This window comes from Sphingobacterium detergens (genome assembly GCF_003610355.1).
Lineage (GTDB): Bacteria > Bacteroidota > Bacteroidia > Sphingobacteriales > Sphingobacteriaceae > Sphingobacterium > Sphingobacterium detergens.
The window spans coordinates 308049-332161 of the sequence record NZ_RAPY01000001.1; the positions used below are offsets into that span (position 1 = coordinate 308049).

General features: G+C 43.6%; 19 protein-coding genes. 16 read left to right on the top strand and 3 right to left on the bottom strand.

Annotated elements, in window-relative coordinates; all coding sequences use genetic code 11:
* The 3 genes from DFQ12_RS01310 to DFQ12_RS01320 all read left to right on the top strand — a co-directional run bounded on the left by DFQ12_RS01310 (window position 1) and on the right by DFQ12_RS01320 (window position 7393).
* Entirely contained in the window at window positions 1-3417 is a 3417-nt protein-coding gene (locus DFQ12_RS01310) for a SusC/RagA family TonB-linked outer membrane protein (RefSeq protein ID WP_120257226.1), read from the top strand.
* A gap of 30 nt (window positions 3418-3447) precedes the next feature.
* On the top strand, window positions 3448-5139 hold the full coding sequence (locus DFQ12_RS01315) for a RagB/SusD family nutrient uptake outer membrane protein (protein WP_120257227.1): 1692 nt from the start codon (window positions 3448-3450) through the stop codon (window positions 5137-5139).
* Window positions 5140-5221: 82 nt separating this feature from the next.
* The gene (locus DFQ12_RS01320; RefSeq protein WP_120257228.1) at window positions 5222-7393 is read left to right on the top strand and encodes an alpha-galactosidase; all 2172 of its coding nucleotides are present in this window, start codon (window positions 5222-5224) and stop codon (window positions 7391-7393) included.
* Window positions 7394-7581: 188 nt separating this feature from the next.
* Here DFQ12_RS01320 and DFQ12_RS01325 read toward each other — a convergent pair whose 3' ends face one another.
* The 3 genes from DFQ12_RS01325 to DFQ12_RS01335 all read right to left on the bottom strand — a co-directional run bounded on the left by DFQ12_RS01325 (window position 7582) and on the right by DFQ12_RS01335 (window position 8799).
* Window positions 7582-8202 (bottom strand): MarR family winged helix-turn-helix transcriptional regulator, encoded by a 621-nt coding sequence (locus tag DFQ12_RS01325; RefSeq protein WP_167457169.1) that lies wholly within the window; start codon window positions 8200-8202, stop codon window positions 7582-7584.
* A complete protein-coding gene (locus DFQ12_RS01330) occupies window positions 8195-8458 on the bottom strand; it encodes a DUF2024 family protein (RefSeq protein WP_120257230.1) in 264 nt (87 codons plus the stop codon). Before DFQ12_RS01330 ends, DFQ12_RS01325 begins: the two co-directional genes overlap by 8 nt.
* Before the next feature lie 71 nt (window positions 8459-8529).
* On the bottom strand, window positions 8530-8799 hold the full coding sequence (locus DFQ12_RS01335; protein ID WP_244211652.1) for a thioredoxin family protein: 270 nt from the start codon (window positions 8797-8799) through the stop codon (window positions 8530-8532).
* Between the two features lie 162 nt (window positions 8800-8961).
* Between DFQ12_RS01335 and DFQ12_RS01340 the strand changes: the two genes are divergently transcribed.
* The 13 genes from DFQ12_RS01340 (at window position 8962) to DFQ12_RS01400 (ending at window position 24058) form a co-directional block, all read left to right on the top strand.
* A complete protein-coding gene (locus tag DFQ12_RS01340) occupies window positions 8962-10335 on the top strand; it encodes a DUF1800 domain-containing protein (RefSeq protein WP_120257232.1) in 1374 nt (457 codons plus the stop codon).
* A gap of 16 nt (window positions 10336-10351) precedes the next feature.
* Complete coding sequence (locus DFQ12_RS01345) at window positions 10352-11539, top strand: DUF1501 domain-containing protein (RefSeq protein WP_120257233.1); 1188 nt, start codon at window positions 10352-10354, stop codon at window positions 11537-11539.
* Between the two features lie 351 nt (window positions 11540-11890).
* Window positions 11891-12739 carry a mechanosensitive ion channel family protein gene (locus DFQ12_RS01350; RefSeq protein WP_120257234.1) on the top strand — a complete coding sequence of 283 codons (849 nt, stop codon included), beginning with the start codon at window positions 11891-11893 and terminating at the stop codon, window positions 12737-12739.
* A 68-nt stretch (window positions 12740-12807) separates the two neighbouring features.
* A complete protein-coding gene (locus DFQ12_RS01355; protein WP_120257235.1) occupies window positions 12808-14814 on the top strand; it encodes a BCCT family transporter in 2007 nt (668 codons plus the stop codon).
* Window positions 14815-15015: 201 nt separating this feature from the next.
* On the top strand, window positions 15016-15543 hold the full coding sequence (locus DFQ12_RS01360; RefSeq protein ID WP_244211653.1) for a TlpA family protein disulfide reductase: 528 nt from the start codon (window positions 15016-15018) through the stop codon (window positions 15541-15543).
* A 140-nt stretch (window positions 15544-15683) separates the two neighbouring features.
* Window positions 15684-16463: a proline and serine-rich protein 1 family protein gene (locus DFQ12_RS01365; RefSeq protein WP_120257236.1), complete on the top strand. Its 780-nt coding sequence runs from the start codon at window positions 15684-15686 to the stop codon at window positions 16461-16463.
* Window positions 16464-16741: 278 nt separating this feature from the next.
* Window positions 16742-17713, top strand: coding sequence for a T6SS effector amidase Tae4 family protein (locus DFQ12_RS01370; RefSeq protein ID WP_120257237.1), 972 nt, complete (start codon window positions 16742-16744; stop codon window positions 17711-17713).
* Window positions 17714-17724: 11 nt separating this feature from the next.
* Complete coding sequence (locus DFQ12_RS01375; protein ID WP_120257238.1) at window positions 17725-18540, top strand: hypothetical protein; 816 nt, start codon at window positions 17725-17727, stop codon at window positions 18538-18540.
* 245 nt (window positions 18541-18785) lie between these two features.
* Entirely contained in the window at window positions 18786-19181 is a 396-nt protein-coding gene (tssD, locus tag DFQ12_RS01380) for a type VI secretion system tube protein TssD (RefSeq protein ID WP_120257239.1), read from the top strand.
* A gap of 61 nt (window positions 19182-19242) precedes the next feature.
* Window positions 19243-19638 (top strand): type VI secretion system tube protein TssD, encoded by a 396-nt coding sequence (gene tssD / locus DFQ12_RS01385; RefSeq protein WP_120257240.1) that lies wholly within the window; start codon window positions 19243-19245, stop codon window positions 19636-19638.
* Between the two features lie 87 nt (window positions 19639-19725).
* Window positions 19726-21597: a type VI secretion system Vgr family protein gene (locus tag DFQ12_RS01390; protein WP_120257241.1), complete on the top strand. Its 1872-nt coding sequence runs from the start codon at window positions 19726-19728 to the stop codon at window positions 21595-21597.
* 3 nt (window positions 21598-21600) lie between these two features.
* Entirely contained in the window at window positions 21601-22710 is a 1110-nt protein-coding gene (locus DFQ12_RS01395; protein ID WP_120257242.1) for a DUF2931 family protein, read from the top strand.
* 7 nt (window positions 22711-22717) lie between these two features.
* The gene (locus DFQ12_RS01400; protein WP_120257243.1) at window positions 22718-24058 is read left to right on the top strand and encodes a T6SS phospholipase effector Tle1-like catalytic domain-containing protein; all 1341 of its coding nucleotides are present in this window, start codon (window positions 22718-22720) and stop codon (window positions 24056-24058) included.
* Window positions 24059-24113 lie beyond the last annotated feature (55 nt).

Consider the following 24113-nt stretch of genomic DNA (forward strand, 5'->3'; position numbering starts at 1 on the left):
ATGAGTAAAATTCTGAAAGGAATTGCTGGGCCGACATTTGTCCTTACGGCACTGGCAATGTCTCCTGCTGCCCTGGCCTGGGGGAGCACCTGGCGTGAGGGAGTCGCTATGCAACGTGTGGAAACGTCAAAATCTATCATCCAGTTGCTGAACAAAATTGAGCGAAAATTCAACGTAAAATTTAGCTACAGCCCGGATTTGCTTAAAGAGATTTCGGCCAATGGATCTGAAACGCCAAAGTCAAAAGGGGAGCTGATCCAATTTTTGCAAGAACTGATGCCTGATGCCACAGTCACCAAACTCAATAATGAGCTGTACTCCATTGCGCCTCGTGAACGTCGTACGACAAACTTAAATGCGATGGAATCTGCCACAAATAATATCACTGCACAACAGCAGGGGATTAAGGGGATCGTCAGAAACGACAAAGGGGAAGCGATCAGCGGTGTCAGTGTCGCCGTATTGGGCAAGGCAACTAGCACCAAGACCGCCGAAGATGGTAGTTTCACATTAGAAAAAGCCGCTGTCGGTGACCGCTTGGTCTTTAGCTCGGTGGGCTACGACCGGCAGGAACTTATTCTGGAAAATCTAGGTGAACTAAAAATCGTATTATCATCTTCCAATGTCGGTCTGGATGAGGTGGTTGTTGTCGGTTATGGTAATCAAAAGAAGCGAAATATCACAGGCTCCATTTCCAGCGTGTCGGGCAAGGATCTGAATACCTTCCCAACATCCAATATCACCAATGCCCTTGCTGGGCGTGTGAATGGGGTATTTGCCAGCCAGCGCAGTGGCGGCCCCGGTTCGGGTTCGGACATTGTCATCCGCGGTAAAAGCACGACCAATGGTACCGCTCCGCTGTATGTCATCGACGGTATCCCGCGTACGCTCAATGATTTTCAGGCGCTGAGCACGGAAGAGATCGAAACGATTTCCATTCTGAAGGACGCCACATCGGCAGCCGTATATGGGGCCCGGGCGGCAAATGGTGTCGTCTTGGTCACCACCAAACGCGGCAGTACGCAGGCCCCCGTCATCACCTATTCCTCTTTTGTGGGAAAAGATACCTATACACGCGTGCCCGAAAGAATGAACGCCTATGAACATTCAATCTATAGAAATAGGGTAGCCAAATTCAATAATCTCCCACTGACGGATCCAAGTTATTATACGGATGATGAAGTCCAATATTTTAAAGACAATCAGACCAATTACGACTGGTTTAAAGGTGCCTGGCATGATCCCGTTTATACCAAGCATGACCTGACAGTGAATGGCGGGAGCGAAAATATCCGTTATTTCTCTTCCATTGGTTATTATTATCAGGACGGGGCGTTCAATAACCTGGACTATAACCGCTATAACTTGCGGTCGAATGTCGATGCAAAGATTTCCGAGAGGCTGAGTGTGTCGCTCAATCTGGATGCCTCCCTGCAAGGGCGCTCAAGACCTTATTGGCCTTACGATGGTGGTGATGATGACCGAATGTTTGACCTCTATCGTGGCCTGCTCAACAAACCGCCGATGATGCCCTGGAAAATCGGGGATAACTATGTGCGGGCCTACCAGCAATGGAATCCCATTGCATTGATTGATAATGCAGGTTTTAGCAAATGGAACCGTAATACCTTCAATGGGCTTTTGCGTCTGGATTATAAAATACCGGGTATTGAAGGACTGAAAGCCAATGCGACGATGAACTACCGGAAATACTATGATTATAATAAGACCGTCCGGAAGAAATATAATGTGGCTGAGTTTGAAACAACAGGTGGACACAACCATATCACAACGGATAAGGTAATCCGGACTTTGCAGCTGGGGGACTGGGAAAACAGTGCCTATGCATCCTTTAATCAGAATAATTCCTATACCCTGAATCTCTCCTTGGATTATAACCGCGTATTTGGCAAGCACGCGGTGACCGGACTTTTCCTGTATGAACAGAGCGAGGGCAATACCGCTTATCTCTACGGATTCCGCAATAAAATGCTGTCGACCTCGATCGAACAGCTCTTTATTGGTGATGCCGCCGCAGAAAATAAAGATGCGACGGGTAGCGAAACCGAAACTGGTCGGCTGGGCTACGTAGGCCGTTTTACGTACGGCTATGACAATCGCTATCTCCTGGAAGCCAATTTCAGGTACGATGCTTCATTAAAATTTGCACCCGAAGGACGCTGGGGTTTTTTCCCTTCTGTTGCAGTAGGTTGGGTGTTGTCAGAGGAATCTTTTGTTAAAGATAGATGGAGTTTTGTGGACAACCTCAAACTCCGTATTTCCCATGGACTTCTGGGGAATGATGGTGGCGACAATGTGGCCGAATATGGTTATATCAATCGTTATTCGATCACACCGGGTGCTATATTTGGCGGTGCCACAGCGGGAATTATGCCTGGGGCCTTACCGAATTATGATATTACCTGGGAGAAGACGCGTATTACCAATGCCGGAGTTGACTTTAGTTTTTTGAAAGGCGGACTTAGTGGCTCCCTGGAATATTTTCAAAAACACACCTATGATATCCTAGGCCGGCGGCTAGCGTCAACACCAAATACCTTTGGTGCGCTTTTGCCAAGTGAAAACTATGGTATTGTGAACAACTACGGTATTGAGCTTTCGCTGCGCCACGATCGGCAGATCAATAAAGACCTGAGTTATTTTGTGGGTGGAAACTTCAGTTTTGCACGTAATAAAGTGGAAAAATGGGATGTCCTGGCCGGAGCATTTGACTATCAACAGCGTGTGGGAAGACCGATCGATTTCATTACGGGCTACCAATCGGAAGGGATCGCTCGTACAGCGGCTGACCTTGCAGGGCTACCTACCTATAATGGATTTGCCTATAGCCTCGGCGATGTAAGGCTCAAGGATCAAAATGGTGACGGTAATATTACTGGTGCGGATAATGTGGTCTTAAGTAGAAAAAGCATCAATCCGGAAATCATCTACGGATTTACCTTGGGTGGAAAATGGAAAGGGCTTGATTTAAATGCATTTTTCCAAGGCGTGGCCAACCGCGAAATTATGTTTCCCAATCGAGCGGACCTATGGGACGAACAGGCTGTACTCCGTATTTTCACGGATAGCTGGTCGCCGGAGACGCCGAATGGGAAATATCCTCGGGTAGGTGGAATCGGTGCCAGTAGCCTTGGCGCCAGCAGGGACGCTTCGTCATTCTGGTTGATGAACGGCAACTACATGCGTTTGAAAAATCTGGAGATTGGCTATACGCTCAGTGAATCATTGATCAAACGCCTGGGAATTGGCGGATTGCGGGTGTATGTGTCGGGAACCAATCTGCTGACATTTGACAGCATCAAGGTGGCCGATCCGGAGGCAATAGCGGGTGACTATGGCGTATACCAGTATCCGATTATGAAGAGTGTTACGGCTGGTTTATCCTTCAAATTTTAACCCCAATGATCAATTAATCTTTTTTGAGCAATGAAAAATTTTAACACATTATATAGCTTATTAACCGCTGGGGTACTCGTGATGAGTTCGTGCAGCAAGGTATTGGACAAGAACGATTTATCGGCGATCAGTGAACCTGTGGTCTGGTCGGATCCCAAATTGGCGACTGCCTTTGTCAACAATATATACATGACACTGCCGGGTTGGGATGTTGGTCTTGCAGACGCTACGGATGAAGCGTCGAGAAAAACAAGCTGGATCGACGGAACAACGACTATTGATAATGGTGGACCTGGATATTGGCCTTATGGCGATATCCGGAAAATGAATATTTTCCTGAAGGAAATCGATGGGCCTCAGAGTACCATTGCGCCGGAGACACGCAAGGTGCTGAAAGGGCAGGTACGCTATATCCGGGCTTACACTTATTTTGAGATGGTGAAACGTTATGGTGGTGTACCGTTGATCTTAACACCGCAGGAGCGTACCGAGGATCTGCTCGTGGAGCGCAACAGCACAAAGGAATGTTTTGATTTTATCGTCAATGAACTGAACCAGGCGGCTGATGAGCTTCCTGCAAAATATACTTCCGCAGATGATCTGGGACGGGTTACCAAGGCTGCGGCATTGGCGATGAAAGGTCGTGTGCTGCTGTTTCGCGCAAGCCCACAGTTTAACCCCAATAACACAGCATCTAACTGGGAGACAGCTTACAAGGCCAATCAGGAGGCACTAACGTTTTTAAATGCCAATGGCTATGGCTTGGTAGATAAATATGACAACACAAGTTTATTCCTGGCCGAGATGAACAAAGAGGTGGTCTTTGCCATCCGCTACCTACAACCCGGACGCAGCCAAAACCGGGATGCTGCGGTTCGCCCCATTGATTTTACGGCCAATGCAACGGGCGGCTGCCATCCAATACAGAAACTCGTGGATGCCTTTCCGCTCAAAAACGGCAAGAAAGTACAGTGGAATAGCCCACAATTTAACGGTAATGCATCCCTGAGCTGGCAAAATCGAGATGACCGCTTTTATACGACCATTGTGTACAATGGTGCCAGTTACCTGGGGACGACCATGGCGCTCTATGATAATGCACAAAATGGCTACGCTTATGGTAAGCAAAATGGTTCACTGACAGGTTATTATTCGCGTAAGGCGATCGATGAATCTTTGGATATCACCAATTCCCAGATCTCGGGAACGGATTTTATCGAAATGCGCTATGCCGAAGTGCTGATGAATATGGCTGAAGCGGCCCTGGAGACAGGCCGTCTGGCTGAAGCTTTTGATGTGCTGAAAACCATTCGCAAACGGGCGGGCATCACCGAAACGACGGCCGGGGATCCCGAACTGGCGGGTAAGCTTTATGGACTGAACCCCGCCATGGGACAGACAGAAATGCGGCAGGCAGTACGGGATGAGCGTTATATTGAATTTGCCTTTGAACAGAAGCGCCTCTGGGATCTCCGTAGATGGAAAGCCATGGATCAGATCATGGTAGGCCAACAGAAACGTTTCGCTTTGGTATTGCATCAGCAGGCAGGAGCGTCGGGAGGGTATACGTATACCCTGACCGAACGTGATTTTTCACCGATGATCTATAACCAGAATATGTATTTTCTACCCTTATCTATAGCGACCATGCAGGGCAATGCAAAATTGCAGCAGACAAAGGGCTGGGGAAATGGTATATTTGATCCATTGGCAGGATTATAAACCCAATAAAATACGAGTGCCCTGCTCCAATACCAGCAGGGCAATACTGAAACGACGATTACTTTCCTAATTTATACAGAACATGAGATTGAAGTTACTTTTAGTTGCATTAGCGTTAATAGCCGCGGAAAATGGATTCGCACAGAAAAAGGAGAATAAGCCGCAGGACTGGCTGATCAGTGGTGCTGCACCTTACCAATCCCGCATTGCGGTAGATGGCCAGAATATCGTCTTGGACAACGGGCTCGTGCGCCGTTCTTTTTGGATCAAGCCGAATGCTTTCTGCTATGATTTTACCAACTTAACTACAGGACAACAGCTGATTCGTGCCGTACAGCCTGAAGCTCAGCTGCAGCTCAACGGCAAGTGGTATAATGTCGGTGGGGTGGATGGGCAGAAGGAACGCGCTTACCTGCGACCGGAATGGATGCCTACATTTACGGCAAAACCTGAAGATTTTAGTTATGTCAAACATGAGATCGGTGAACTGGATCCACTGTTGCCCTGGAAGGGGGACAAGTGGTGGTCTACACATAAGGCTGCCGGAAAAGGGAAGGTCCTGACTTTTACCTATGCTGCTCCGGCTGCCGCCGCATTATCCGGAATTGAAGTGAAAGTACATTATGCCATCTACGATGGGATCCCATTGATCAGTAAATGGGTAACTATTCAGAACAGCGGCGACCAGACCGTGCAGATCAATCAGGTGATCAACGAGAAGCTGGCGCTTGTTGAAGAAGAAAGTGCGGTGGTAGGTTCGGTGGAGGACATGAAAAAACAACATGGCCTTTACGTCGAAAGTAATTTTGCGTTCAATAATGCCATGCGGTATCATTTGAGCGATCAGTCTTTACATTGGAAAGCGGATTCTACTTATACCTCACAGGTGAACTACGATTTAAAAACGCCGGCGATCATGGAGGTGTACCCGACGGTGGGTGTAGGTATTAAACTTGCTGCAAAGGACAACTTCAGCTCGATCCGCTCCTGGGAGCTGCTGATGGATAGTTATGATCGGGAGCGTCGTGGACTGGCCATCCGAAAGATGTATCGGACCATCGCGCCATGGACTACTGCTAATCCGATCTTTATGCACCTGGTGAGCAAAAAAGATGAGCAGGTTTATACCGCCATTGACCAGTGCGCCGCTACAGGGTACGAAGCACTCATCCTTAGCTTTGGCAGCCATGTAAATATGGAGGATACAACAGCCGGAAATCTTGCGGCCTTGAAAAAGCTGGCAGATTATGCGCATAGCAAAAACATAAAAATTGGAGCCTACTCTTTATTTAGTTCGCGCAAGATCAGTGAAGCGGATGATATTATCAATCCGAAGACGGGAAAGACAGGGGGAACGTTTTTCGGGAATGCGCCTTGTTTTGGCTCAAACTGGGGGATAGGTTATGCCCAACGGATCAAGACATTTTTTGAGAAAACAGGATTTGATATCTGGGAAAATGATGGCCCTTTTCCGGGTGATCAGTGTGCTTCAACAAGTCACCCTGGTCATCATGGACTCGAAGATAGCCAATGGGTGCAATTTAATATGCAAAAGCAGCTCTATCATTGGCTGAATGCCCGTGGCGTATATATCAATTCTCCGGACTGGTACTTTTTGGACGGTTCCAACAAGACGGGAATAGGGTATCGGGAAGTGAACTTTTCACTCCCTCGCGAAAATCAGCGTATCCTCAACAGGCAGAATATCTTTGATGCACTTTGGGAACAGAACCCGTCCATGGGCTGGGGATTTGTACCCTTAACTGCTTATCAGGGTGGGGGAAAAGAGGCGGTATTGGAACCACTGCATGAGCATCAGGAGGATTATAAACAACTGATGATGCAATACTATGGTGCTGGGGTGCAGGCCTGCTACCGCGGTCCCCGTCTCTATGATACGGAGCAGACCAAGCAGACAGTGATTGATGTGATCCAATGGTATAAAAAATACCGTACGATCCTCAATGCCGACCTGATCCACTTGCGCCGTGCAGATGGCCGCGATTGGGATGGCTTTTTGCATGTGAATGCAGCTGAGAAAGGGAGCAAGGGATTGGGGATGCTGTTTAATCCGTTGAAAACTGCCATCACAAGGACCATTGAGATCCCTCTTTACTACACGGGATTAAAGGGAGCTGCGAAAATAACTTTTGATGACAGGACGGTAAAAACAGCCTCTTTAGATCATCTGGCTAAAACAACAATGACTATCACCATACCGGCTGAGAGCTACCGTTGGTTTACGGTGGAGTAAATCCCCTGGATGCGGTATCGCTTGAGCAGAGGGGTATGAACGACTATGGTGATTGCTTAGAATAGAGATTATATCCTGAAGCTGGGGGTGAAGATTCCAGCAAAAGAATAGGCGTGGTATCTTTTACAGTAGGGTGTGCTTTTAACAGGCTGCATGGCCCCTCTATTTTTGGAGGGGCTTTTTATGTTTCAAGCCTTTTGTCTACTATTTAGGGCCAGATGTTCGGGACAATCAATCTGTAATGCTGCAACAGCCATATACTGCTGCAGCAGGTTACAGTAGTGAAGGTTTTCTTTCTTTCGGTAATGCTGGCAGGTCTGGCACATCCGCTGATGACTGATGACATTGACACAGTATAGCTTGTGTAGGAGCTGCGAAAGGGCGGAAAAAAGGTTTTCTTTATCTATAGCAGCCATTTCTCCGATGCCCGACAGCAGCGCCCTGTCAAAAAGAGCGGCCTCCAATGCGCTTGTTCGGCCTTTCGCAAGTAGCTGGATCGTAAACTTTCTGGAGTCCGAAGGGTCGTATACTTTTTCAATCAGCATTTTACGTTCCAGTAGTTTAATGGTGTCGCTGATGCTGGCTTTGGAGATATTAAACGTGCCGGAAAGTAGACTTACGCTAACCTGCTGCTCCGGATGCTGGAGCAGGAAAATAAGGATCTGTAGCTGTATCGGATTGATGGACTGTTCGGTCGCCTTCTTCCAGGCAAGCGTGCGTATCACCTGCGATACTTTCTCTAGGGCAGATGCGATCTTACGGTCGATCGTTGTCGGAGTGCTGACTGCTGTTTTGGAGGAGCTAATCACAACCTTCCATTTCGATAATAAAATAACCTTTTGTATGCAGGCTCTCCAGCATCTCCGCACTGGCGATTTCCTGATGGCATAAGCGGCATTCCTTTGCTGTTAACTGCAAATCTGCATGTTGTTTTGTGGCCAGGTATTCTTTTCCCATTTGATGGATAATGGCCTCCTCACGGATGTACTCTGGCGCAATAATATCAAAATGCATTGTTTCGCCATTTTGTTTTTTTACATAGGTATCCCAAACTGTTACTTTCATTTTTTTAATTTTTTAAGATTGAAAACAAGAAAAAAGGCTGCAAGGTAGTGGTGCTCTTGCAGCCTTTGGAACTAGCCCTTTACATCTGCCAGGGAGGCACCGAAGTTGATATGTAAAACATTTCCATTGGGTGTGACAAGCGCCGGTACTGACTGGATCCCTGCTGTTTCCGCTTCGCCGATACGTGCCCGGTCTTCGCCAATATTGACAACCTCTACATTCGCTTCGCCGATAAGGCCAATAATGTCTTGTTCTGCGCTGACACAAACCGGACAGCCGGCGTGATAAAAAATTGATTTTTTCATGATAATTGAATCATTAAGTGATGACCTTATTGTCAATACAAACTTAGTTAGGTGTCCTAACTTGTAGCTGATCCAGAATGTCGAAATCTAGCACAAACTGGTGGGTATTGTTAATTTACCTTAAGGTTTGTTAAATGTCTGCCTCGCCTCAAAAACATTTGTAATTTAAGTTGTTAATTAGCAATAAACGGGAATAACATGGTTTCTGAATTTATCAAAAATAAACATTTGGCGAATCGTGCTGGATTTGGAATTAGCCTTGAACAGATCGCCACTTTTGAACGGCAGTCGACCGCCGAAGTTTGGCAAAGCTATGCGAGGGCGCGCGACTTCGAACCAATAAGTTTCAAGAGTACGGACACGGACGCTGATTATGCCGCACTTTCAACATTGGATGCTGTAGCGAAAAAACAAATACAGCAGCGAAACCGACAACGGAATATTGAGATCAACCTTAATTTTCTGACAGCCATGGTTCATTCGGAGGATCAGCTGCGTGAGAAGATGGCTTTTTTCTGGCACGGGCATTTTGCCAGCCGCGTGGTCAACTCAACTTTCAGCGCACATATTCTCAATGAGATCAGAAAAAATGCGCTGGGAAATTTTAGGGATCTGCTGTTTGCCGTTTCCAAAGCCCCGGCTATGCTTAACTTTCTCAACAATCAGCAGAATAAAAAAGGGCATCCGAATGAAAATTTTGCAAGGGAGGTCATGGAACTCTTCACGATGGGGCGTGGTCATTATACCGAAGTGGATGTGCGGGAAGCTGCACGTGCATTTACAGGTTGGTCCTATGATAAGGAGGCCAGATTTATGGAAAGAAAGAAGTTTCATGACCCCGGGACAAAAATATTTTTAGGGAAAACCGGAAATTTTGACGGAAATGAGGTGCTGGATATCATCCTGGAGCAACCGGCAACGGCAAGATTTATTACAGCGAAGTTGTATCGTTTTCTGGTCAATGAACAGGTAGATAATGAATTGGTCGATATGCTAAGCAAACAATTCTATGATTCGGGCTACGATATCAAGCAGCTGCTAGATCACATATTTACCTCATCTTGGTTTTACGAACCAAAAAATATTGGTAGCAAAATAAAATCGCCAATAGAACTGATGGCTGGTATTATGCGTATGTTGCCGATGAAAATAGAGAATCCCGAAAACCTGATTGTTTATCAAAAATTATTGGGACAGCTCTTGTTATACCCACCGAACGTAGCCGGATGGCCTTCAGGAAAGGCCTGGATCGATAGTTCAACGCTCTTGCTGCGGATGCAAATACCGCAGATATGGAGCGGCTTGCGTCCGCTTGAGCTCAGCCCACAGCAGGATGACGACCTGGATATGGGCTTAAAACAAAACCGAAAGCTCAGCAAAGGATTCAAAAATCCGAATATGACGATCGCCTGGACAGCGGTTGAAGCTGCATTTGCGGGCAAGGAGCCCACAGGACTATTATTACAGCATGAACCTTCATTCAAACAGCCTATACTCAAAAAATACGCTGCCGGAAATAGCAGAATGTCAATTATTGAAACAATGAGTATGCCCGAATATCAGCTCTGTTAACCTAAAAAATACGACCATGATCATCAAAAGACGTGAATTTCTTAAAGTAGGCTCCCTGGCAACAGCATCTCTGTTACTGCCCAATTTCTTAAAGGCAATGGCTTTGCCCAATGCCTTGGAAAGAGAGCAGAAAGTCTTGGTTATTTTACAGTTGAGCGGTGGAAATGATGGACTGAATACGATCATCCCCCGGCGTAACGATATCTATTTTCGTGAACGGCAGACTATTGCCGTGGAGAATGCGCTTCCACTCACGGATGAAGCTGGTATTAACCCTGCTTTGGGCTTTTTCAAAGAACTATTCGATAATGGTGAATTGGCGGTGCTCAATAATGTCGGTTATCCCAATCCTGACAAGTCGCATTTCCGGAGCATGGATATCTGGCATAGTGCAAGCCGCAGCGACGAATATCTGGAGAGTGGATGGCTAGGGAGGTACCTGGATGAGGCTTGCTACGACTGCACACACCCCACACAGGCACTGGAGGTCAATGATATGCTAAGCCTCGCCCTCAAAGGAAAACACAAAAAGGCTTTTGCCTTTAAAGATCCTAAAAAGCTCTATCAGACCAGTCGGGAAGAATACTTTAAGTCGCTTTATGAAGATCATCAGCATGAAGACGAAACCGTAGGTTATCTCTATCAAACATTGGGGGAAACCATCAACAATGCGGACTATATCTTTGAAAAGAGCAAAGTAAAGTCTACGACGGCACCATATCCTGATTCGGCACTGGGAAAGGATTTCAGAACAATCGCCTCCCTGATCAAATCGGATATTAATACACAGGTCTACTATCTTCAGATCGGTAGTTTTGATACACATATCAATCAGCGGCAGCGGCAGGAGGGCTTATTTCGGACCATCAATGATGCGGTACAAGCCTTTGTAGATGATCTCAAGAAAAATGGTCTTTTTCAGCAGGTGATGCTGATGACCTTTTCAGAGTTTGGTCGTAGGGTGGCACAAAATGCGAGTAATGGTACGGATCATGGTACAGCAAATCAACTTTTTTTTATCTCAGGTGGTTTAAAGGAAAAGGGGCTGCGTAATGCACTGCCTGATCTAGAGCATCTTAATGCAGGAGATCTGGTATATTCGGAGGATTTCAGAAAAGTGTATGCCACGCTATTGAAAAACTGGTTAGGCGCAGATTCTTCCAAAATATTGGGCTGGAAGAATGGTGTTTATGATTTTATTTAAGGGTAAAAGCCTGGAGGTTGCCATTAACGCATATGCTTCAATCTTGTTTTTTTAGACCAGAGCTCCGTATTCGGAAACTTAAATTTGCTGTTGTCAAATAACGGATCTATCGTGGGTTTCTGTCGCTTTCTAAATAATACATAGATTATATTGATAAGATCGTTTTTATGTATCTATTGTCTCTATACTCTTGGTTTAACGGTAATGGAGTCTTATTAATTTCATAATTGTTGTGAACAATTATGCGCTTTGATTGTTGAAAATGTAAATAAAATGGCTGTTGTTTGAAGAATAATTAATCTTTGATTATATTGAGCCCCTTACTTTACATTTTTAATAAATATTAGTGCTATGAACAATTTAGAATTGAACGATGTCCAGCAACATTGGGATAACTTTATTTCCTCAGCGATTGCTTGGGCTCCTCGTGTTATTACTGCCGTAATTTCCGCTTTACTCATTTATTTGATAGGTTCGTGGATCATCCGTTTGATCAAGCGAATGATTGATAAAGGCTTTGAAAAGCGCCAGATGGATATTTCTCTGCGACGATTTTTAAGCAATCTGATCAGTTGGATCTTAAATATATTATTATTTATCGTTGTAGTCACCCAGTTAGGGGTACAAACTTCAGCTTTTGTCGCGATTATCGGTGCTGCCGGATTGGCCATCGGTCTGGCGCTACAGGGATCATTGTCCAATTTTGCTGGTGGGATTCTTATTTTGTTGCTAAAGCCTTTTCGTGTAGGTGATTATATTTCATCGAGTGCGAATGTATCTGGAACCGTTAATGAAATAGATATTTTCAATACCAAATTGACCACGCCACAAAATCAACAAGTGGTTGTTCCAAATGGAGTTTTATCAAACAGTAGCATTACCAATTTTACCCAGCTCGGTACGAGACGTACTTGGTTTGATATCGGCGTTGCCTATAATTCCGACCTAAAACAAGCTAAGGAAATTTTACTTGATGTTGCCCAGAAAAATGAATTCGCTTTTAAGGAGCCCGCTCCACAGGTGGTGGTGACTGAGCTTGGTGACAGCGCGATCAATCTCTCCGTGAGGGTCTCCACCTCAAACGCAAACTTTTGGACCATGCAGGAACAACTGATTATCGATAGTAAGGAGGCCTTGGATAAGGCCGGAATTGAAATCCCTTTTCCTCAACGCGACATTCACATCAGAAGCAACGCATAATCGTTAAAAATCACAAACGGAGATTATGATTTAATCTCCGTTTATTTCTATTATATAAATAAAATTTAGTGTTCTTATCCAAATCGACTTTTAAAAAAGGAATTGTTATCCCCAGTCTGATCTTTATTATCGGGATCTGCCTGTTATCGGTATTTCTCCCAACATTGACAGTACATATCTTAGATACAGTCAAGGAATTTATCTTTATTAACCTCAACTGGGTCTACGTATGGGGGGTGACCTTGTTTGTGATCTTTCTGGTCTACCTGATGTTCAGCAAGTTTGGAAATATCAAACTGGGTAGCAATGATAGTAAACCTGAATATTCTTTCTTTTCCTGGATCTCCATGTTGTTTGCCGCCGGGATGGGGATTGGACTGATGTATTTTAGTGTGGCTGAGCCCATGCAACATTATTCGACTGAAGTATTTGCTACAAATCATTATATCAACCGCGCAAAGAATGCGCAGCTCTATACTTTCTTCCACTGGGGTATCCATGCTTGGGCTATCTACGGGGTAGTGGGATTGGCGCTATCTTATTTTGCCTACCGCTACAGGCTCCCGCTTTCCTTGCGCAGTTGTTTTTATCCGCTATTGAAAAACAGAATCAATGGAAAATGGGGGAATGCCATTGATGTATTTGCACTGTGTAGTACATTCTTTGGTATTACGACAACCTTGGGCTTTGGTGTGGTTCAGGTAAATGCAGGTCTTCAGACACTGGGTGTTGTCCCTGAAAGTAGTTTTACTTATCAGATCATTATTGTCGGCGTTTTGACCTTGCTTTCCATTATATCGGCAACCTCGGGGGTGGATAAGGGCGTGAAGATATTGAGTAAGATCAATATCATTACGGTGGTCGTGCTGTTATTGTTTGTCCTCCTGCTTGGCCCAACGGTTTATCTGATCGGTAGTTTTACGGAGGGAATCGGCAACTATATCAATAATTTTTTTAGTCTGACATTTGATACTCACGTCTATGATGAAGCTACTTTACCTTGGTTCTACAGCTGGACAATTTTGTACTGGGCCTGGTGGATCTCCTGGTCTCCCTATGTGGGATTATTTATTGCAAAAATTTCAAAAGGACGGACGATACGTGAATTTATTGCCGCTGTGCTGATTATTCCAACATTGTTCAACTTTATATGGATGTCTGTTTTTGGTAATAGCGCCATCTGGTTTGACATCAATATCGCTAAAGGAGCACTGAGTGCTTTAGCGGATAATCCGGATGCGCTGATGTTTAAATTTTTGGATTATATGCCCTTATCAGGCTTGGTCAACTACTTGGTCATCCTGATCATTATCATATTTTTTGTGACATCAGCAGATTCTGGAATATTTGTGATGAATAGTATCGCCACCAAGAATGCTATTAAGTCACCAAAATGGCAGATGGTCTTTTGGGGAGCCTTGTTGGCCATCCTAGCGTTGATGTTGTTGAATACCGGCGGATTGCAGGCCTTGCAGACCATGACACTAATTACGGCTTTGCCATTCTCCATTATTATGCTGCTTTTCTGTGTCAGCTTGGTGAAAGCCTTGATGATCGACAGTAGCTATTATGAACGGGATTTTTCGGTAAGCACAGTGCCTTGGTCTGGAGAGTTTTGGAAGGATCGACTAAAACAAATTGTTTCGTTCAAAAGCCGCGAATCTGTCGATCAATTTATCGAAACTACGGTAGGAATCGCCTTCGAAGAGTTGCAGGCAGAATTTAAACAGAACGATATTGAAGCCAAGATAAAACTATTGGATAATCCCAAGAGAATGGAAATTGAAATCCGCTACGATCTGGTCAATAACTTTATATATGGTGTCAAAAACCAAGTTAAAGTGGTTTCTGACTATGTGATGGAGGAGGAAAACCTTCCGGATCTTCCAGATAAGAAGACCTATTTTCCGAAATCTTATTTTGGCGATGCGCGTGAGGGGTATGATGTACAATACTTTACTAAAAACGAGTTGATCAGCGATGTACTCAAACATTATGAACGCTTTTTGGAAATTATTTCAGAGGAGAAAAATGAAATGTTTATCAGCAGTAATGCAAACAAGAAAATGAGTTGAAACGATGGTGATACTTTTACCGTCGCTGGATTTCGCCTGTTGAAAAAGTAAAAAGCACTTATTTATTACAAAAGGCACTGACATCAGTACTTAACGATATCGACGTAGAGGGTTCAACACAGGTGTCGTTAAGTACTTTTTTGGTTTAATAATAGGAGATATTAATCCTATATTTAGCGTAGAAAATATATGATCAATTTTATGAATGTAAAAACACAAATAAAAGCTATTGCGCTGATGTCCCTTTGTCTGTTATGTACCATTGGTCATGCACAGGAGAGCAACAATAATAAAAAATTATGGGCAAAATCAATTTTGAATAAGAAGGCACCAAAGCTGGAGGTAGAGCAGTGGCTGTCTGATGCGCCAGACACAGAGGGTAAATTTGTGCTCATTGATTTCTGGGCGACATGGTGCGGACCTTGCCGCAGGGTCATTCCGGAATTGAATGAGTGGCATAAAAAGTATGGGGACAAGCTCGCGATAATTGGTGTTTCAGACGAAGCGGCTTCTGTAGTTCAAAATGCCAAGGAAATTAAAATTGACTATTACAGTGCTGTAGATACTAAAGGCAAGCTGAAAAAGGAACTTGAAGTACAGGGGATACCACATTGCATTTTACTAGATCCTGATGGTATTGTCCGTTGGGAAGGATTTCCTACCTTGGAAGACCACGAACTGACAGAAACCGTACTCACTAACGTTATAAAAAAATATAGTAAAAAGTAAGAATAACAGCTTTAAATAGTGCTGCTAGTGGGCTACACGATACAGCGGTATGATTGATTAAATAAATTTATTAAAAAATTGTGGGGTGAATTAATCTTTGCACGAACGAAAGAGTCATAGTCTTAAATAATCTGTATTTTATGTTGAAATATACCCTCGTTTTTTTTCTGGTTCAGTTGATCGGAATTAATTTACAAGCCCAATATCGTCCTTCCAATATGGGAAGAATTACAGTTGTCTCCGACAGTCAGCCCTTTATCCTTTCTTTGAATGGGGTAACCTATAATGATCGGCCGGAATTGCAAGTGACCATTGATGGACTTTCGGATCAATTGTATGCGATTAGCACCCTGATAAGTGGAAGAGGACAGCGGGAAATGGAACGGAGACAGATTACAGTACGCAATGAAAACGGTGATTTTGTGGAGATGATTTTTAAAGTCGGAAGCCAGCGCAATACACGGAGCCGTAGCCAGCTTATTAATCTATTTGCTCAAATTCCTATAGACATGTCGTTGGTAGACAACGGTAATGGTGTGGCTTATGCTTACGGTGCACCGGGCAGACCTATTCATCTGGGCGATAATCCGGATATGGGGATCCCACCGATAAATTCCATTACACCGATCACCAGGACAGAATTGGATCGTTTATTCAGTCTCATGAACAGGGAACCCTTTGACGATGCGAAATTCAAAATAATTAACCCGATCTTTTCTGAGACAACACTTCGCGTTGAACAGATTAGTGAAATCATGAAACGTTTTCAATGGGATGATGGAAAACTGAAAGTCGCCAAGGCCGCCTACGGAAATTGTTCGGACAAAAGAAATTATTCCACATTGACAGGAAACTTTACTTTCCTGGGTAATAAAAATGATCTGCTTGACTTCATTGAAAAGCAGCAAAGAATGAGGTAAAACTAATTCTCAAGGTATACAGTGAGCCCAGCATATTTGTTGGGCTTTTTTTATAAGCACCTCAATCCCATCAGCGGGGGCTGGACGAATTTAGGTTGATATCCAACGGATTTAAGTTGACGTCCGGCGGATTTAAAACGCTAGTTTGTTCCTAATGATCAATGACTTAATATTACATTGATTTTAATACATACGTTTACACTTTGGAATGTAGTTTGATAGAAATTATGTGAACCAAATGTGAGCGGCACCTTGTAAAAGATAGGTTTTTGGTAATTATGGCGAATGTAAAATTTGGTAGCTATTCCCCACAAAAGGTGGAGAAAGTAGAAAATGACTTTATTCCGATTGTGTCGCACAATAGAAACTGGGGTGATCCAATTAATTGCTTCTATGTGGAAAATCCACAAAAGAGGATCACAACGCTATCTTCCTATCTGGATTCGGATAAAGTGAAGCAAAATTTGGAGCAATTGTATTACAGGGAAAATTATATGATTCTAAATTTTAAAGTTGATAAGGGCAATAAGGGCGCGAACGATAACCGGGGTAATATTACCGTGAAATCGGACAAACTGAAATTTGTTCCGCCAGGCAAAAAACCTAGCGATGCGCAGTCTTCGATCAAGCTAAAGCAAACCTATGGTTCGAGCTTCAGTTTGTCTATTGTCGCCAATAATATCAAGGATAAGACTGAATCGTTTATTGATTTTTATGCCGATGATGATGATTTCTATTTTTATAATGTGAGCAATGTTTTCTGTGGTCGCGTCAGTTTGACGTATTATGAACCTTTGTTTCCAAAAATTTATGCGAATTATCCAAAGCCATATACATCCAAGCCTTGTAACGAAGGTCATTTTAATCAATGTGCTATCCGGATGAGTATAGCCTTAATGAAATCTGGAATCGCACTCGATAACGTAAAGAATCTTTCCAATCCTGGTGGTCAGACCTATTGCGGGCACAAGCATGTGCTTGGTGCATTCAACTTAATGAAACATATCGGCACCTTACACTTTTGGAAAAGACGAACAACGTATGATGGAACAAAGCAGCGTGTTTATGATATTGTACGGGATAAAACGGGCATACTCTATTTTGAGAATTTCATCGAAATTGAAAATGAACGACCACGACGTAGCCATTCATATGCGCACATCGAAGTTTGGAATGGATCTGCATTGGTCAGTGGATTCGATATACAGATGTTTGACGCAACGACCATTGTTTTTTTTGAAATAGAATAAGACTAGAACGGATGATAAGATTTACTTTTTTTGGCGGCATATTACTTTTTTGTTTGGCCTGTAATACAAAAGGCAACAAGGATAAAATTGGTGGAACTGATTCGCTGGCAGCATTGAATGCTTTTATAGCAAAAGATTCCATGGATTTGCTTTCGCACAAAGAGCGCAAAGACAAACAAATATGGATAAACAGGCGTCTAGAGGACTACCTATTGGGCAAGGATTCGGTATTGCCGGATCGTTCGCCTATGGCGCTGACAATAGACGAAAAAGGAGCTTTTCTGAGTTATCGCTACGAGGGTACACGATCTTATTTTCCGTTTAAATTGGGAATGAAGGATTTTAACTATCAAGATATGACCTTGACCACGGTGACAGACTCGGTCATTGACCTCAAGATGAAAAATGGGGATGATTTTACCTTTGTCCTACGGCGGGCCAACGAGAATGGAATGCCAGATATCAGTAAATCTTTATTGCAGACTTTGTTGCCGACAAAGAGGCTTCAGCGTATGAGCAAAGGGAGCCACAAGGTGGAGAATGGGATAATATGTGCCGAAAGAAGCTGGTCGGATGCCGCATATTGCATGTGCGATAGCAGACTCTTTAAATACAAAGTAGGTTATGACTATCCCGTACAAACAACTTCAGGAGTATCTAAACCAGTCTATTACGTAGGGATAAGTGACCATCAGGGGGGCGAAAAAACATATAAAATGGACAGAAGGGAAAATGAGATCCTGCTGAAAGATCTAACTTCAGGAGAGGTCAGGTACATCTTGTATACCGATAAAGCGGGAACCCAAAATGTTCCTGTGCAACAATAATAAATATATGGCCGGATAGAAAAATGTATGTATTTTGTTACATATCTATTTATTCTGCACAAAAAATAATTGACGTATGAATGCTTTTTTTTGCAGCGTAAGCGCGGTTTTTTGCAAGGCTTGGTAGGATTTAACATTTTTTTTAACGATAAGTTTGTTCTTTGGAATGCAGTTTGATGTAACTTAGAACAACAGGAATCATGGAAAGATTTCACTAATTTTTTTTAAACTTAAAAACACAAGTTATGGCTTTCAAAGCAAGACTCCAGTTTTCAGGTAACGAGTATGACGTACTGAATGCTGACTATTCCTTCACACGTGACGTCGATTCAAAAGGACGTCCTTCATCTTCAGTTTATGGTGGAACGATCAATGTAGAGGTAGAATCTACAGAAGATACTTCGGTGATCGAGGCTATGGTGAACAACCAATACAAGCCGATCGCTGGTACACTATTGATCAAAAAGCCGGACGAAGATGCCAAAATGAAAGAAATCAGATTTGAAGATGGTTACATTATCCGCTACGAAGAGGGAATCAATATCGTAGGATCGCATGCAATGACCTACAAGTTTGTGATCTCTGCGCGCTCGATCAGTATCGGCGAGGCAACTAGCGAACAAGATTGGCCTAAAGCTTAACCACAGGAGGTTTTGCACCAGGAGATTTAACAAAGATTTGTAACCATTAAAAATTACGATTATGTCATTTAAAACAAGATTATCCCTAGGCGGGAAAGAATACGATGTTATCCAATGTAAATTTTCATTGCATCGTGATGTGGACTCCAAAGGACGTCCTTCATCTTCAGTATATGGTGGAACAATCAATGTAGAGGTTGAGTCTACAGAAGATACTTCGGTCATTGAAGCTATGGTGAACAACCAGTACAAAACTGTCAATGGTAAAATCACTTTCAAAAAGAGCGAAGAAGATGCGACCATGAAAGAGCTGAAATTTCAAGACGCTTATATTATCCAGTACAACGAGGGTATCTCTATCACAAACGATCGACCAATGACATTGACACTGGTGCTGTCGTCCCGAGTATTGGAAATGCAAAATGCAACATTAGAAAACGATTGGCCTAAAGCTTAGTCTTAAAGATTAGACCATGAAATTTGGAAAGACGGTCTATCAAGTTGAAGACCGTCTTTTTTATAAACTCCTTTAAAAGGTAATGTTATGTATTTTGATAAACCAAAATTAATAATTGAGATGCATATTGAGGGGAAGGAGGTAACGCATTTTCTTTCTTTTAATATCCGTCAGCGATTCAATGCCCACCACGAATTTGAACTTCGTATCGAACATGGCAAATTGGGGATTCCGGGATTGATCAATCTGCAGGATAGCCGATCATATGTGGGCCGCACCTTGGCCATTTCCTTTGGATATGCGCAATCCAGCATGCAGAATTTTTCGGGTATCATCACAGATGTGTCCCTGACGCAGAGCCATGGCTACCAGGGGATATTGCTGATCAAAGGATATAGCCCTACCATCTTGATCGACCGTGGTAAGGATCTGGGATCCTACTATGGTAAGACCCTGAACGATATTGTAAAGCTTGCAACCAAAGATATCGTACAGAACGACCTGCATATGAATGTAAATCCAACGCGTTCTGAACCTATAGACTACTTGATCCAATACCGCGAAAGCGACTTTGAGTTTCTGAATAGACTTTCCGCAGAATATCTGGAATGGTTTTTCTATGATGGTGAACGTTTACACTTTGGGAAGCCGGCAGAATTGCCTGCTGGAAAAGTGACCTATGGCCGCGAAGTGAGCCGACTGGATTATGGAATCCAGATCCGTCCTGTCAATCACTGCCGTTTTAGCTATATACCGCTACATGATCAACTGCTTGAAAGCACAAGTAACATCAAAGCTGAAGGCCATCCGGATCAGGTTTTTGCGATGAAACGGGCTTCGGAAACCTTTAGTAAAGTATTTAGCCAGCCACTGGATATCCGGGTGGATAGCCAAGGTGAGCTGCAACGTGTTGTACAACAGCAAGAAGAAGCGAATGTTGGTCAGTTGCTGCAGGTATCATGCGATAGCGACTCGCCACAGATTAGACTCGGTGCACAAGTGGAAATCGAAACCAGCTTACGCCAGGATCTCAACTTCGTAACGGATACTTTAGGTAAGTTTTTGATCACAAATGTCGAGCATCACTTTGATGATGTTGGTCGATATACCAACCGCTTTGATGGCATCCTGGCGACTACAGAACGCATTCCTGTACGTGACTACCAGCGCCCGCAAGCGGATATGCAGATGGCTGACGTAATCGATAATAACGATCCCAGTGGACAGGGAAGAATTCGTGTGCGCTTCAAATGGCAATGTGCAAATAACGATGAAACCGAATGGTTACGCGTGATCACGCCAAATGCAGGCACCGGAGACCGTGGCATGAACCGTGGTTTTATGTCCATACCTGAGATCGGCGACCATGTTATTGTAGCCTTCGAAGAAGGAAGTGTAGCCCGCCCTGTTGTACTGGGGAGCTTATATAACCAAAGTACAGCAGATAGCACGCCGCAGATTCAAAATCATCTAAAAAGCATCACGACACGCACAGGACATTTAATCGAATTTGATGACAGCCAGTCCAGTCAAGGGATCAAAATCACAGATATCAAAGGGAATATTGTCCATATAGACAGCCAGGGTAGCAATGTAACCATTACTGCACTCGAAAATATGACCTTGAATTGTAAGAATATGCAGATCAATGTGACTGAAAATATGGATGTACAGATCGGAAAAGATCAGAGTACCTCCGTGGGCAACAATCAAACTGTATCAGTCACTAAAGATATCGCTACGACAGCCGGAAATAACTATTCACTTTCGGCGACAGGAGATATCTCTGAAGACTCAGACAATCGGACCGAGATTGCCAGCAAGGATTTTAGCCGACAATCTGAAACATCGAATGAACTCGCTTCTGAAATGACCATGTTCAGCAACAAAGAGAATATGACGCTGCAGAGTGGAAAAACCATAGAAATAAATAGTGTCGAGAAATCTAAACTCTTTTAATGAATGCGGGAAATTAAAGGAACATGGAATATTGAAATAAATCCTTCGCCTAGACAGCAACGGTCTGGCAAGAAATCGATCTGTGCAGATAAGATATTCGTGTTGTTATTCATGTTACTGAGTGTGGTTTCCAGTTGTCAAGAATCAAAGATGAACGAAAAAAAACAAGTGTGGGCTGGTGCTGTTGTTGCGCCCAAGGAATATCCAGTAGAGATTTATAATGGTGCATTGAGCAGTAATGAGTACGCTTATAACTTTGGCCCGATCTACGGGATACTTAAACAGGGCTGGAGTTCGTCAGGTAAAAGTATGGGTAGACCGGATACGCCCATTGAATTTCCGGATGAACTAAAGATGACTTGGTACGCTATTCAAGAACAAAAATTCTATACGGGAAATTGGAAATTGGATAAAGAGCAAATTTCCAAGGTCTGGCAGGAGGGAAGCCTAAATGTAAAAACAGGGACTAAAGAAGAGTTTGAAACACTAATTGTTGGTTTAGCGCCCGGAGGGAATGTCGCATTGTGGGCCGAAGGGGCACGGCAAGTGCTATTGGCTACTTTTCAGGCACATGATACTACAATCAATAAAGAGACTGCAAATCCGGATTTTGAGCATTTCTTTCGTCAAGAATATAGGGATGCTGCGTATACACCGGAAAAATTATACGGCACTGAGCTTTACGCGCAATTGCAGGGCAAAGGGTGGCCAGATCCTAAGCTATACCTCGATTATAACAAAAAGTATGCGTGGAAATTTGCAGTGGAAGGTATTGGCATAGGTCCCAAAGATTATTTCTATTACGAATGCTTTAATGGAGAAAGAGATCAGTTGCTCAATACAAGTGATGGCAATACGGATCTGCCGAAAGCGATCCCTGAACATATATCTGTCAAATGGCAGGACAGCAAACAGCAGCATTGGGTTGCAGATACAAGATTTAAATATGATGTGATAAAAAAAGCTTTTGAACAATTTGATCCTGCAGAAAAAATAGATCTTCTGATTCAGGTGGATATTGCTTCAAATGTATTGAATACTTATCTGAAGTCATCCTCAAAGCAGGTTAAAATTGTTGGATATGATCTGGCCTTGGTACCGGTAGATAATTAATGAATTTATGGCAAATGTTGTATTTAAAGACTATAATCCATCGCCTCGGAATACGCAAAAAACGTATTCAGTAACGATAAATATATTTTTTGATGGCACCAAAAACAATAAGAGTAATTCGGATGCCCGAGTGAACAATCACAGGTCATTTGAGAAATACGGTAAATCGGACGATGAGTCCAGTTACCAGAATGACTGGTCCAATGTTGCCAGATTATGGGAGAACTGTACCAATCCGAATCTATTGTATATTGAGGGGATAGGTACCACAGACCTTAAGGGTGACTCGACAATGGGCTACGCTTTTGGGTCGGGCTGGACAGGTATTCGGTTTAAAGTGCGTAAGGGTTGTGAACAAGCGGCCGCTATTATCAAAAAAGAAATGGATGCCAATCAAGGGAAAGTGCTGCGGGAGATTATATTTAATGTATATGGCTTCAGTCGCGGTGCCGCTGCTGCGCGGAATTTTGTCTATGAAATTGGGAAGGCTGCTTATAAAGGGCGAAAAACCGAAACCGAAGAGGTGACAACCTATTCCGATAGCGACAATATGCCCGGACGGGAAGAAATGCCCGCAGGTGGACACTTAGGTTACGCGCTCAAAGTCAAAGGGGTAACCTTAAATCCGGCTTTTGTGAAAGTGAATTTTCTAGGCATTTTTGATACTGTAGCTTCTTATTCACCGACTCCTGTCCCCCGGTTTTCAAACGATATCGGCGAATTGAACCTCAATACGCTGGGCAAAGCACAGCAAGTAGTCCATTTTACCGCTAGGGACGAGATGCGGGAGAATTTTTCACTGACCCGATCGCCAAAGGGGCTCGAAAGAGATTTGCCAGGGGTGCACTCCGATATCGGGGGGAGCTACCTGACCGGTCGCGAGGTGAAGGAAGAAATCGAAACGGCGAAACTCTCTTATGGAAAGTTAGAAACTCTTCGGGACCGTTTGATTGCAGATGGATGGTACAAGCCTGGGGAGTTGACAATCACTGGTGGCTGGTATTGGGCGTTGCGTGGAGAGAAACAGTTGGTATACAAGGAGTATAGCTTTATTCCATTGCATTTTATGGGATATTTTAGTAAAGATCATAATGCGCAAATAGACCAAGAAAAAATGAAAGGCAAGTATAGCATACAAGGGCATCCTACCTTGGTCAGTGTGGAAGCAAAGCTGAAAGCCTATGTTTTTGATGGTGCTCCTTATCCCTATGCTGGCAGGGAATTGAATGCAGCGAATTTAAATGAGTTAAAAACACTGCGTTACAGTTATTTCCATCGTTCGGCACGAAGGGAAGGTGTTGGAATGGATCCAAACAACGACTGGAAGAGAGTTGAACTGAAGGAATAATATTTTCCTTTATGGTAAAGCGAACAAGCATAGTTGGAATATACTTGTCTTACGG